Origin of the sequence: Streptomyces incanus (assembly GCF_042656345.1) — a bacterium.
GTDB lineage: Bacteria > Actinomycetota > Actinomycetes > Streptomycetales > Streptomycetaceae > Streptomyces > Streptomyces incanus.
Genome location: NZ_JBHSPC010000025.1, coordinates 91164 through 104377, shown reverse-complemented (window position 1 = coordinate 104377; position 13214 = coordinate 91164). Strand labels below are relative to the sequence as shown.

At 70.3% G+C, this 13214-nt stretch carries 10 protein-coding genes; 1 reads left to right on the top strand and 9 read right to left on the bottom strand.

Going from position 1 to position 13214, the window contains the following annotated elements; all coding sequences use genetic code 11:
- Nucleotides 1-460 precede the first annotated feature (460 nt).
- Nucleotides 461-3637 (top strand): isoleucine--tRNA ligase, encoded by a 3177-nt coding sequence (gene ileS / locus ACFP2V_RS10150; RefSeq protein WP_381208751.1) that lies wholly within the window; start codon nucleotides 461-463, stop codon nucleotides 3635-3637.
- Nucleotides 3638-4420: 783 nt separating this feature from the next.
- On the opposite strand, the gene ACFP2V_RS10145 is transcribed toward ileS, so the two are convergent.
- The 9 genes from ACFP2V_RS10145 to ftsW form a co-directional block, all read right to left on the bottom strand.
- Complete coding sequence (locus ACFP2V_RS10145; RefSeq protein ID WP_381208748.1) at nucleotides 4421-5746, bottom strand: DivIVA domain-containing protein; 1326 nt, start codon at nucleotides 5744-5746, stop codon at nucleotides 4421-4423.
- Between the two features lie 52 nt (nucleotides 5747-5798).
- The gene (locus ACFP2V_RS10140) at nucleotides 5799-6089 is read right to left on the bottom strand and encodes a YggT family protein (RefSeq protein WP_055593377.1); all 291 of its coding nucleotides are present in this window, start codon (nucleotides 6087-6089) and stop codon (nucleotides 5799-5801) included.
- Between the two features lie 50 nt (nucleotides 6090-6139).
- Nucleotides 6140-6790, bottom strand: a complete 651-nt coding sequence (locus tag ACFP2V_RS10135) for a cell division protein SepF (RefSeq protein ID WP_381208744.1) — start codon at nucleotides 6788-6790, stop codon at nucleotides 6140-6142.
- 130 nt (nucleotides 6791-6920) lie between these two features.
- A complete protein-coding gene (locus tag ACFP2V_RS10130) occupies nucleotides 6921-7652 on the bottom strand; it encodes a YggS family pyridoxal phosphate-dependent enzyme (protein WP_381208741.1) in 732 nt (243 codons plus the stop codon).
- A 5-nt stretch (nucleotides 7653-7657) separates the two neighbouring features.
- Nucleotides 7658-8386, bottom strand: coding sequence for a peptidoglycan editing factor PgeF (gene pgeF / locus ACFP2V_RS10125; RefSeq protein ID WP_381208738.1), 729 nt, complete (start codon nucleotides 8384-8386; stop codon nucleotides 7658-7660).
- Nucleotides 8383-9576 carry a cell division protein FtsZ gene (gene ftsZ / locus ACFP2V_RS10120; protein ID WP_381208735.1) on the bottom strand — a complete coding sequence of 398 codons (1194 nt, stop codon included), beginning with the start codon at nucleotides 9574-9576 and terminating at the stop codon, nucleotides 8383-8385. Before ftsZ ends, pgeF begins: the two co-directional genes overlap by 4 nt.
- Nucleotides 9577-9856: 280 nt before the next feature.
- Nucleotides 9857-10654, bottom strand: coding sequence for a cell division protein FtsQ/DivIB (locus ACFP2V_RS10115; RefSeq protein WP_381208733.1), 798 nt, complete (start codon nucleotides 10652-10654; stop codon nucleotides 9857-9859).
- 81 nt (nucleotides 10655-10735) lie between these two features.
- A complete protein-coding gene (gene murG / locus ACFP2V_RS10110) occupies nucleotides 10736-11827 on the bottom strand; it encodes an undecaprenyldiphospho-muramoylpentapeptide beta-N-acetylglucosaminyltransferase (protein WP_381208730.1) in 1092 nt (363 codons plus the stop codon).
- Between the two features lie 6 nt (nucleotides 11828-11833).
- A complete protein-coding gene (gene ftsW / locus ACFP2V_RS10105; RefSeq protein WP_381208727.1) occupies nucleotides 11834-13186 on the bottom strand; it encodes a putative lipid II flippase FtsW in 1353 nt (450 codons plus the stop codon).
- Nucleotides 13187-13214 lie beyond the last annotated feature (28 nt).

Sequence of the window (13214 nt, the reverse complement as noted above, 5' to 3'; positions counted from 1 at the left end):
GCCGCAGAACCCGAACACCCGTACCCCTCCATTCGGTGGTATGTCTCCCTGTCGGCGACTCGTACGGCATGTGTACGCACTCCACCCGGACCCCCTCACCGTCCGCGGAACAACCGGTCGGCCGCTGTCCGCTCCGCGCCGTACACTGGGCAGAGCGAAAAGCGTGGATGGGGACGAGTAGCGGTGTACGCAGCCCAGAGCGACCCGGGGACGGTGTGAGCCCGGGGGCGAGCGCGACGCGAAGATCACCCCGGAGCCGCCGGAAGAAAGCCGCAGCCCGACAGCAGCGGCGAGTAGAACCGGCATCGCGACCCCAATGAGGGGGCTCACCGGCGCACACGACGCACCGGGGAGCCAAGGAGGGTGGTACCGCGGGAGCGCGCCGACGGCGGCGCAGGGATCGACACAGCTCTCGTCCCTCCGGACGGAAGGCAGCAAGTCCGCCGGAGGAAGCCCGCTGATGACAACGCCGACGTACCGACAGGTTCCCGCCCAGGTCGACCTGCCCGCTCTCGAGCACGCGGTGCTCGATTTCTGGCAGGAACAGAAGATCTTCGCCAAGAGCCTGGAACAGTCCGAGGGCCGCCCCGAGTGGGTGTTCTACGAGGGCCCGCCCACCGCCAACGGCATGCCGGGCGCCCACCACATCGAGGCGCGCGTCTTCAAGGACGTCTTCCCCCGCTTCCGTACCATGCGCGGCTACCACGTGGGCCGCAAGGCCGGCTGGGACTGCCACGGCCTCCCGGTGGAACTGGCGGTGGAGAAGGAGCTCGGTTTCTCCGGCAAGCAGGACATCGAGGCGTACGGCATCGCCGAGTTCAACGCCAAGTGCCGCGAGTCGGTGACCCGCCACACCGACGCCTTCGAAGAGCTCACGACCCGTATGGGGTACTGGGCCGACCTCAAGAACCCGTACCGCACGATGGACCCGGAGTACATCGAGTCCGTCTGGTGGTCGCTGAAGGAGATCTTCGACAAGGACCTGCTGGTCCAGGACCACCGCGTGGCCCCCTGGTGCCCCCGCTGCGGCACCGGCCTGTCCGACCACGAGCTGGCGCAGGGCTACGAGACGGTCGTCGACCCGTCCGTCTACGTCCGCTTCCCTCTCACCTCCGGCCCGCTGGCCGGCGAGGCCGCGCTCCTGGTGTGGACGACCACGCCGTGGACGCTGGTGTCCAACACCGCGGTCGCCGCGCACCCCGAGGTCGCCTACGTCGTCGCGACGGACGGCGAGGAGAAGCTCGTCGTCGCCGAGCCGCTGGTCGCCAAGGCCCTCGGCGAGGGCTGGGAGACCACCGGCGAGACCTTCACCGGCGCCGAGATGGAGCGCTGGACGTACCAGCGCCCCTTCGAGCTTGTGGCGTTCCCGAGCGCCGGCGAGGGAACCGACGGGCACAGCCCCGAGTCGGCCCACTACGTGGTCAACGCCGACTACGTAACCACCGAGGACGGTACGGGTCTGGTCCACCAGTCCCCCGCCTTCGGCGAGGACGACCTCAGGGTCTGCCGCTCCTACGGCCTGCCGGTGGTGAACCCGGTCCGCCCGGACGGCACCTTCGAGGAGGACGTCCCGATGGTCGGCGGCATCTTCTTCAAGAAGGCCGACGAGAAGCTGACCGAGGACCTGGGCAACCGGGGCCTGCTGTTCAAGCACATCCCGTACGAGCACAGCTACCCGCACTGCTGGCGCTGCCACACCGCGCTGCTCTACTACGCGCAGCCCTCCTGGTACATCCGCACCACGGCCGTCAAGGACCGCCTGCTCGAGGAGAACGAGGGCACCAACTGGTTCCCGGACTCCGTCAAGCACGGCCGGTACGGCGACTGGCTGAACAACAACATCGACTGGGCGCTGTCCCGCAACCGCTACTGGGGCACCCCGCTGCCGATCTGGCGCTGCGAGGACGACCACCTCACCTGCGTCGGCTCGCTCACCGAGCTGACCGGGCTGACCGGCACCGACCAGTCGGGCCTCGACCCGCACCGCCCGTTCATCGACGCGGTCACCTTCGCCTGCCCGCAGGACGGCTGCGGGAAGACGGCCACGCGCGTGCCCGAGGTCATCGACGCCTGGTACGACTCGGGTTCGATGCCGTTCGCGCAGTGGGGCTACCCGCACAAGAACAGGGAACTGTTCGAGAGCCGGTACCCGGCGCAGTTCATCTGCGAGGCCATCGACCAGACCCGCGGCTGGTTCTACACGCTGATGGCGGTCGGCACCCTGGTCTTCGACAAGTCCTCGTACGAGAACGTCGTCTGCCTCGGCCACATCCTCGCCGAGGACGGCCGCAAGATGTCCAAGCACCTGGGCAACACCCTGGAGCCGATCCCGCTGATGGACCAGCACGGCGCGGACGCGGTCCGCTGGTTCATGGCGGCCGGCGGTTCCCCGTGGGCGGCCCGCCGGGTGGGCCACGGCGCCATCCAGGAGGTCGTCCGCAAGACGCTCCTTACCTACTGGAACACCGTCGCCTTCCAGGCGCTGTACGCGCGTACGTCCGGCTGGGCCCCGTCCGAGGCCGACCCGGCACCCGCCGACCGCCCGCTGCTGGACCGCTGGCTGCTCTCCGAACTGCACGCGCTCACCGACCAGGTGACCCGGGCGCTGGACAGCTACGACACCCAGCGCGCCGGCAAGCTGCTGTCCGCGTTCGTCGACGACCTGTCCAACTGGTACGTCCGCCGCTCCCGGCGTCGCTTCTGGCAGGGCGACAAGGCCGCGCTGCGCACGCTGCACGAGGTCGTCGAGACGGTCACCAAGCTGATGGCCCCGCTGACCCCGTTCATCACCGAGCGGGTCTGGCAGGACCTGGTCGTGCCGGTCACCCCCCACGCCCCGGAGTCCGTCCACCTGTCCTCCTGGCCCGAGGCCGACCTGACGGCGATCGACCCGGAGCTGTCGAAGCAGATGGTGCTGGTGCGCCGCCTGGTGGAGCTGGGGCGGGCCACCCGCGCGGAGTCGGGCGTCAAGACCCGCCAGCCGCTCAAGCGCGCCCTGATCGCGGCGAGCGGCTTCGGCGCCCTCCACCCCGCGCTGCACCAGCAGATCACCGAGGAGCTGAACGTCGAGTCCTTGGCGTCCCTGTCCGAGGTGGGCGGCTCGCTGGTGGACACGACGGCCAAGGCCAACTTCCGTGCGCTGGGCAAGCGGTTCGGCAAGCGCGTCCAGGACGTCGCCAAGGCCGTCGCGAACGCGGACGCCGCCGCGCTGTCCCTGGCGCTGCGCGAGGGCACCGCCTCGGTGGAGGTCGACGGCGAGACGATCACCCTCGCCCCGGACGAGGTGATCATCACGGAGACCCCGCGCGAGGGCTGGTCGGTGGCGTCCGACACCGGTGCCACGGTCGCCCTGGACCTGGAGGTCACCGAGGAGCTGCGCCGCGCCGGCCTGGCCCGGGACGCGATCCGGCTGATCCAGGAGGCCCGCAAGAACAGCGGCCTCGACGTGGCCGACCGGATCGCCCTGCGCTGGACGGCGACGGAGGACGCCACCGTCGCGGCCCTGACCGAACACGCCGGTCTCATCGCCGACGAGGTCCTCGCCGTGGACTTCGCCCGGGGCGAGGCGGACGGCACCTACGGGCAGCCGTTCACCGACGAGGGCCTGTCCCTGACGTTCCGCCTCCGCAAGGTGTGAGGTCCCGGGGGTCGTCAGCTGCTTGCCGGGGAGCGTGCACGAGGGCGGTTCAACTCGATCGTGTGATGGTCGTCGGCTTGCGGGTTTCCGGGCTTGCGGCGCCGCGGGCCGTCCGGACTCCTGAACTTACGGCGCCGTGGGCTGTCCAGACTCCCGGGCTTGCGGCGCCGTGGGCTGTCCAGACTCCCGGGCTTGCGGCGCCGTGGGCCGTCCGGGTCGACGTGATCGTGCGCTCCAGGTCGTCGGGTGCGGCGCCGGTGAGCGGGGCTCCTGCTCCACCGGTGTGATGGTTCGGGGCCTCCCCCGTCGCCTCCGGCCGTCCTCATGGGGCCGGGGCGTGCGGGGAACCGGCCTCCCGGGCCCGGACCACGCACAGGATGCGTGTCGCCGCCCCGGGGGTTGAGCACGCCGGGGACCTGGGGCACCTCCCACGCCCTTGAGGCGGTGGGGGAGCGCCCAGGACCGTTCGAGGCGGGCGGCCGAGCAGACCCGCTCCCGCCCAGCCCGGAGGAACGGTAGATCACACCAGCGCGTCCCTCGTCACCCGGCACGCCCAGGGCCCGGGTCCGCCGACAAGAATTCGGCGGACCCGGGCCCTCGGTGTTGCGTCCTACGGACAACTGCCCCGCACCCCGAACAACCACCGCAACCACCGCAAACACCGCAACCGCCGCGAAGGGGCCCCAACGCGCGTAGCACAAGGGCGGGGCCCCGGGTTCTCGAACCCGGGGCCCCGCCCTGAACACTGCCGGCCGTTACGCCGTACTCATGGCCATCAGGCCGTCAGTTGTCGTCCTCGTCGATCAGGAACCCGCGCATCGGCGAGGGCGCCTGGCCCATCGGCGACGGTCCCTGCGGACGCACCGGCGCCATGGGCTGGGTCATGGCCGGCTGCATCTGCTGCTGGCCACCACCGTAGGACGGGCCGGGCTGGCCGGGGCCGCCGCCCATCTGCTGGTTGCCGCCGTAGGACGGCGCACCGGCACCGGCCGGAGCCATCGAGGGCGCCGGAGACGGCGGCAGCGACGGGGCGGCAGGCTGACGCGGCGGGGCGAGCGAGTCGTCCGCCTGGGTCTCCAGCTGACGCAGCTGCGACTCCAGGTAGGACTTCAGCCGCGTGCGGTATTCGCGCTCGAAGCCGCGCAGGTCCTCGACCTTGCGCTCCAGCGTGGCGCGGGCGGACTCCAGGGAGCCCATCGCGACGCGGTGCTTCTCCTGCGCGTCCCGCTCCAGGGCGTCCGCCTTGGAGCGGGCGTCCCGCTCGAGACCCTCGGCACGCGAACGCGCCTCGCCGACGATCTTGTTGGCCTCGGAACGAGCCTCGGCGATCGCCTGGTCTGCGGTCTGCTGGGCCAGCGAGAGCACGCGGGCCGCGCTGTCGCCACCGGGGCCGCCCTGCTGTCCGGGGAGGCCGGGAGGACCGCCCATGGGGCCACCGTGGCCCATCTGACCCTGCATGGGACCGCCCTGGCCCATCTGACCCTGCATGGGACCGCCCTGGCCCATCTGACCCTGCATGGGGCCACCCTGGCCCATCTGACCCTGCATGGGACCGCCCTGGCCCATCTGACCCTGCATGGGGCCACCCTGGCCCATCGGGCCACCCTGACCCATCGGGCCACCCTGACCCATCGGGCCACCCTGACCCATCGGGCCACCCTGACCCATCGGGCCGGGACCCTGCGGACCGCCCTGACCGCCCTGACCGCCGGGGCCGGCGGGCAGCTGCGGTGCACCGCTCGGCAGCTGGGGCGGACCACCCATGGGGCCACCCATCTGCTGCTGCGGCGGGCCCGATATGCCGGCGGGCACCGGACCGCCGGGACCTCGCATGCCCTGCTGAGGCATCCCCTGAGGCGGCCCCTGCTGTTGCTGCTGCTGCTGCTGGTCCTGCGGTTCCGGAGGCTTGCGCATGTTCTGCTGGTTCTGGGCAGCAGCGCGCGTGGCCGCGGCCAGTTTGGCGCGCAGGTCCTCGTTCTCTCGGAGCAGGCGCGTCAGTTCGGCTTCGACCTCATCGAGGAAGGCATCGACCTCGTCCTCGTCATAGCCTTCTCGGAGGCGGACGGTCGTGAACTGCTTGTTCCGCACGTCCTCGGGGGTCAACGGCATCTCTTCACCTCAACGTAGTCATCGGCAGTCGGCAGGCCCATGTCGTCCACAGTCACCTCAGCGCACTGCCCACGAGGGAGATCAGGATGTAGACGATGATCATCAGCACGAAGAAGGACAGGTCGAGCGCCACGCCCCCGAGACGCAGCGGCGGGATGACCCGCCGCAGAAGCTTCAGCGGTGGATCGGTGACAGTGTAGGTGGCCTCCAGGACGACCACCATCGCCTTGCCGGGTTGCCACGAGCGGGCGAACTGGAAGACGTAGTCCATGACCAGCCGGAAGATGAGCACGATGAGGAACACCATCAGCGCGATGTAGATCACCTGCGCGAACACGCTCATGGTCTGGTTGTCCCTCTCCCCTGTGTCCTGCTTCTGTCCGGTCCTGCGTCTCAGCTCTGGTTGAAGAACCCGCCCTCTGCGATACGGGCCTTGTCCTCCGCCGTGACATCGACGTTAGCAGGAGACAGCAGGAACACCTTCTGCGTCACCCTCTCGATACTGCCGTGAAGACCGAACACCAAACCCGCCGCAAAGTCGACAAGTCGCTTGGCGTCCGTGTCATCCATCTCGGTCAGATTCATGATCACAGGCGTACCTTCGCGGAAGTGTTCCCCGATGGTACGGGCCTCGTTGTAGGTCCGCGGGTGAAGCGTGGTGATCCGGTAAGGCTCTCGTTCCGACACGACCTTGGGCATGATCACCGGTGCGTTCTTCTCCAGGCTGGCGCGTTCTTGTGTGATGGATGCCACGGGCGCGATACGCGCCGGGCGTGCCGATTCAGCGGGAAGCGAAGCGGACCGGGCGACCGGCTCGCGAAGTGGGGGCGATGGGGCGACTCGCACCTCTTCGTCCCTTTGGAGTTGATGTGCCCCGTGCATGCCGTGCGACTGGTGCGACGGCTCGTGCCGCCGGTGGTCCCGCTCGGGCTCCGGGTCGAGTTCGGGTTCGAAGTCGTCGTCTGGGTCAAATCCGCGGCCGTCGTACCCATCGTCCTCCACGAGGCCGAGGTAGACCGCCATCTTGCGCATCGCGCCGGCCATTCTCCGTGCCCTCCGCTCTGTGGTGGATCCGCTGACGACCGCCAAGTGCCCGCGATCCACAAGGTCCTCAAGTCCGCCCGATCAGCGGCAATGACCATATTTTCTGCTGTGGTCCGACTTCCTGGCGACGTTACCCGAGCCGGGGGCGGACTCCGAGTACCGCACTGCCTACGCGCACATGTGTCGCTCCGGCCGCAACCGCCTGTTCGAGATCCGCACTCATCCCCGCGGAGACCATGTTCGCAGCAGGATGGGCCGCGCGCAGGTCGGTCGACAGATCCATCAAGCGCTCGAACGCAGCCTGTTGACGCCCGGCGTACTCCCCGGTGAGCGGAGCGACGGTCATCAGCCCGTCCAGCCGCAGGCCTTCGGCCCCGGCGACGAGACGAGCCAACTCCGCCACGCCGCCCGGCGCCACGCCGCCGCGCTCCCCCCGGCCCCCTCCCGCCGCAGGCTCATCGGCATCGAGCGCGACCTGGATGAGGCAGCCCAGTTCGCGCCCGTTGCGCACCGCCTCTTTCGAGAGCGCCGTGACCAGTCGGGAACGATCGACGGACTGCACGAAATCGGCATAACCGGCCACAGACCGCACCTTGTTGGTCTGAAGTTGCCCGACAAAGTGCCACTTAAGGGGCAAGTCGGCGCATTCGGCGGCTTTCGGGGCGGCGTCCTGGTCGCGGTTCTCGGCGACATGGCGCACACCGAGCTCCGACAGGATCCGCACATCGCTCGCGGGGAAGGTCTTGGTGACCACGATCAGGGTCACTTCCTCCCGCCCGCGCCCGGCTGCCGCGCACGCGGCGGCGATCCGCCGCTCCACATCCGCGAGATTCGCGGCGAGTTCGTCCTTACGGTCCGTCATACCCATCAGTCCAACCACACATAGCCCGCGAGCCGCCCGGTGGCGCGGTCCCGTCGGTACGAGAAGTGATCGTCCGACTCCAGCGTGCACACCGGCGACCGCTCCCGGTCGCTCACCCCGAGCCGTTCGAGCTGGGCGTGCACGCCCCCGGCCACATCGACCGCCGGCGTGCCCCAACTCGTCTCGGCATACGCCGCCGGCTCGACGGCGGCCACCTCGGCGCGCATCTGCGACGGCACCTCGTAGCAGCGGCCACAGACGGCGGGGCCGGTGCGGGCGACGATGCGGGCCGGGTCGGCTCCGAGTTCCGTCATGGCTCGCACGGTGGCGGGGACCACCCCCGCCACCAGTCCGGGCCGGCCCGCGTGGGCCGCCGCGGCGACACCGGCGACGGGGTCGGCGAGCAGCACCGGGACGCAGTCAGCGGTGAGTACGGCGAGGGCGAGGCCCCGCCGCGCGGTGACCACCGCGTCCGCCTCGGGAACGGGACGGGCACCCCACGGCTCGTCCACCACGACCGTGTCGGCTCCGTGCACCTGGTTCATCCAGACCACCCGCGCCGGGTCGAGAGCGAGGGACTTCGCGGCCAGTTCGCGGTTGGCGCGCACCGCCCCGGAGTCGTCGCCGACCGCCCCGCCGAGATTGAGCTCCGCATACGGAGCGGCGCTCACCCCACCCCACCGGTCGGTGAGGGCGAAGTGCGCGCCGCGCACGCTTTCGCGCTGTCCTATCACTTGAGGAAGTCCGGTACGTCCAGCTCCTCGGCCGCGCTGTCCGCGTAGGTGCGGGACGGCGGGACGGGCGGGTGGGCGACCGGGATGTCGCTGACCGGCTCGGGGGCCTGCTCCAGCTCCTCCTTGGGCGTGACGCTGCCCAGGGAGCCGAAGGACGGGCGGCTCTCGGGCTGCCGCGCGGGGGCGGGCTCCTCGCGCTTGGCCGAGGACGAGCCGAGGACGTTGTCCCGCTTCGAGGGCGGCTGGCCGCCGTCGAAGCCGGCCGCGATCACCGTGACCCGGACCTCGTCGCCGAGGGCGTCGTCGATCACCGCGCCGAAGATGATGTTGGCTTCGGGGTGGGCCGCCTCACTCACCAGCTGGGCGGCCTCGTTGATCTCGAACAGGCCGAGGTCGCTGCCGCCGGAGATGGACAGCAGGACGCCCCTGGCGCCGTCGATGGAGGCTTCCAGCAGCGGTGAGGAGATCGCCATCTCGGCGGCGGCCACCGCACGGTCGTCGCCGCGGGCCGAGCCGATGCCCATGAGGGCCGAACCGGCCTCGGACATGACCGACTTGACGTCGGCGAAGTCGAGGTTGATCAGACCGGGGGTGGTGATGAGGTCGGTGATGCCCTGGACACCGGAGAGCAGGACCTGGTCCGCCGACTTGAAGGCGTCCAGGACCGAGACCTGGCGGTCCGAGATGGACAGCAGCCGGTCGTTGGGGATGACGATGAGGGTGTCGACCTCTTCGCGGAGCTCGGCGATGCCGTCCTCCGCCTGGTTGGCGCGGCGCCGGCCCTCGAAGGTGAACGGGCGGGTGACCACGCCGATGGTGAGAGCGCCGAGCGAGCGGGCGATGTTGGCCACCACGGGGGCGCCGCCGGTGCCGGTGCCGCCGCCCTCGCCGGCCGTCACGAAGACCATGTCGGCCCCCTTGAGGACCTCCTCGATCTCCTCGCGGTGATCCTCGGCCGCCTTGCGGCCGACGGCCGGGTTGGCTCCGGCGCCGAGTCCGCGGGTGAGTTCACGGCCGACGTCGAGCTTGACGTCGGCGTCGCTCATCAACAGGGCTTGCGCGTCGGTGTTGATGGCGATGAACTCGACGCCCTTGAGACCGACCTCGATCATCCGGTTGATGGCATTGACACCACCGCCGCCGACACCGATGACTTTGATGACTGCGAGGTAGTTCTGCGGTGCTGCCACGTCGAAGGCCTCTCGCCTCGAGTTACGTGTCGCCGCCTCACGGCCGTGCCGCGGTTCGACGACTGATGCCGATGTGGGACGGTCCGTATCGCCGACCCGAACCCTAACGTTGAAGTTTAGGGTTACCAGTGTGCCTGTTCTCTGGAGTCTTCTGAACAGGACACTAAGTCGACAAGTGGCGCACGTTCAACGAACACGCCGAACCTCCCGTTTTTCTTTTCACCCTATGTGATCAGCCGTGGCGCCACCCAACCAGGGGGCTGGCCTGCACTGATATGCGTCAATTCCCTGATGACGCGGGGGCGGTGGGAACACTCACGTCGAAGTGCCGTGCGTCCGGCGCCGCTTTCAGCAGAGCGGTGAGGGCACGGCCCTTCGCGGCACCCTTCTCGCCGCTTCCCCAGGCGACCGTCCTGCCGTCCGCCAGTTCCAGCGAGATGTCGTCGTAGGAACGGACCTTGACGCTCCGCGTGGTACGGGCGACGGCGTCCGGCACCTCACGGGCGACCCGTGCCGCCTCTCGCACCAGCCGGCCCTCACCGAAGCGGCGCAGGCTCGCGGCCGTGGTGCCGCTCCGGCGCACGTTCAATTCCAGCCGGGGAACACCTTTGAGCTCTTGGGAAACCGTGGCGTATCGGACACCTTCGCCGTCGACCTCAGTGAACTCCCCGCCTTTTTCGACCAGAAGAACCGGGGTGCGCTCGGTGACATTCAGCCCGATTTCGTGCGGCCAGGAACGGACCACATCAACTGTGCGGATTCGAGGCAATTTCTCGCGGAGCCGCGAGGCGACCGCGTCCGTGTCCACCGTGGCCAGCGGGCCCCCGACGGGGACATCGGCGGCCGCGCGCACTTCCCCGGAAGTCAGGACCCGGGTGCCGGACACGGACACCCGTTCCACCCGGGCCAGATCGGACCCGTACAGCAGCCAGAACGCGCCGCTGCCGAAGAAGACCAGGACGACCGCCAGGATGATGATCAGACGAAGCCGTCTCCGCCCCAGCCGCCGCCGAGCGGGCGGCGGCACGGACGACCCCCGCCGGCGTTCACCGCGCTCGGCGGTGGTCGATCCGGCCACAGCACTCCCTTTCCCGCGGCGCGGTTCACCTCCGGGACGCCGCAGTCGGCGCCGCGCCCCTTCGGCTCACTCGCCGGTGTCCTAGCGGTGACGTGCGGCGATCGCCTCGTGCACCATGGCGACGAGCAGGTCGTCGGCGTCCCGGCGGCCGAACTCGGCGGCGGCGCGGGACATCTCGTACAGCCGGTGCGGGTCGGCCAGGACGGGCAGCACGTTCTGCTGCACCCACTCCGGCGTCAGCTCCGCGTCGTCGACCAGAAGTCCGCCCCCGGCCTTGACCAGCGGCTGGGCGTTCAGCCGCTGTTCGCCGTTGCCGATGGGCAGCGGGACGTAGGCGGCCGGAAGCCCGACGGCGGAGAGTTCGGCGACGGTCATCGCGCCCGCGCGGCAGAGCATCATGTCGGCCGCGGCGTACGCGAGGTCCATCCGGTCCACGTAACCTACCGGGACATAGGGGGGCATTCCCGGCATCTGCTGCACCTGCGGCAGTTCGTTCTTCGGGCCGACCACGTGCAGGATCTGGATGCCGGCCTGCTGGAGCCACGGCGCGACCCGCTGGACGACCTCGTTCAGCCGCCGAGCGCCCTGCGAGCCGCCGGAGACCAGCAGCGTGGGCAGGTTGGGGTCGAGCCCGAACGCGGCGCGGGCCTCGGGCCGCACGGCGGCCCGGTCCAGGGTGGCGACGGAGCGGCGCAGCGGGATCCCGATGTAGCGGGCGTCGCGCAGCTTGCTGTCCGGGGTGGAGACGGCGACCCTGGCCGCGTACCGGGAGCCGATCTTGTTGGCCAGGCCGGGTCGGGCGTTGGCCTCGTGGACGACGATCGGCACACCGAGCCGCTTGGCGGCGAGGTAGCCGGGCAGGGCGACATAGCCGCCGAAGCCGACCACGGCGTCCGCCTTGGTGCGCTCCAGGATCTGCTCGGTCGCCTTGATGGTGCCGCGCAGCCGGCCCGGGACGGTGATCAGCTCGGGGGTGGGCTTGCGGGGCAGCGGCACGGCGGGGATCAGCGCCAGTTCGTACCCGCGCTCGGGTACCAGACGTGTCTCGAGACCGCGTTCCGTGCCCAGGGCCGTGATGCCCACGGACGGATCCTGCCTGCGCAGGGCATCCGCGAGGGCGAGCGCGGGCTCGATGTGGCCCGCGGTTCCTCCGCCGGCGAGTACGACATGCACCGAAATTCACCGCTCTCCGGACGAGCGTGCCGTCGTGGCGCGCCGTCGCATCGTGTTCCATCTGCGGGGTCGCTGGGAACCCCGGCCCCGCTTTCTACCAAAGCGAGGTTGCCGCATCGCAAGCGCCGCCCGCGCAGCGGGCTCGTCACGCGCGAAGGCGATCAGCAGCCCGATGGCGAACATGGTCGGCAGCAGGGCGGAGCCCCCGTAGGAGAACAGCGGGAGGGGAACGCCCGCGATCGGCAGCAGCCCGAGGACCGCACCGATGTTGATCACGGCCTGAGCCATGATCCAGGTGGTCACACCTCCCGCGGCGTACCTCACGAAGGGGTCCTCCGTGCGTCCGGCCACGCGGATACCCGCATAGCCTAGAGCCGCGAACAGGGCGAGTACCGACAGCGTCCCTGCCAGGCCCAGTTCCTCACCGGTGATGGCGAAGATGAAGTCGGTGTGGGCTTCCGGCAGTTGGCCCCATTTCTCCACACTCGCACCGAGCCCGGAACCGAAGATCCCGCCGGACGCGAGTGCGTAGATCCCGTGCACGGCCTGCCAGCAGTCGACGGGACCCGTCCGGGGTTCGGTGGCGCCGAGACAGGCCAGCCGGGCCATGCGGTTCGGGCTGGTCCTGATGAGGAGCGCGCCGATCAGCGCGGCGATGGTCAGCACGCCGGCGAACAGCCGGGTGGGCGCCCCGGCCAGCCAGAGCAGGCCGAAGAGGATCGCCGTCAGGATGATCGCCGTGCCCATGTCGCCGCCGAGCATGATCAGTCCGAGCAGCATGAAGGCGGCCGGAACGAACGGCACCAGCATGTGCTTCCACTGGGACAGCAGCCGCCTCTCCTGCTTGCGGGCGAGCAGGTCGGCGCCCCACAGCACCAGGGCGAGCTTGCCGAACTCGCTGGGCTGAAGCTGGAAGGAGCCGCCGATGCCGATCCAGTTCTGGTTGCCCTTGACCTCCATCCCTATCCCCGGCACCTGCACCAGGATCATGAGGAAGACGGCGCCCGCGAGGATGGGGTAGGCCAGCGCCCGGTGCAGCTTCACCGGCATCCGGGAGGCCGCGAGCAGCAGCACGGCCCCGATGCCGGCGGCCAGCAACTGCTTGCGGAAGAAGTACGAGCCCGGCAGCGACATCTGCAGCGCGGTGATCTGGGAGGCCGAGTAGACCATCACCAGGCCGAGCACGGTGATCAGCGCGCTGCCGCCGAGGATCAGGTAGTAGGCGGTCAGCGGCCGGTCCCAGGCCTTGTACGCCCGCGCGTGGAGGGCCCTCAGGGGGTTCTCGCGGGCCGGCCGGGGTGCGGCCGTGCGGCGGGGCGCCCGCCGCACGGGAGGCCGTCCGGTGCGGCTACCGGGCATGCCGGCCTCCGCTGTGCGCCCCATGGTG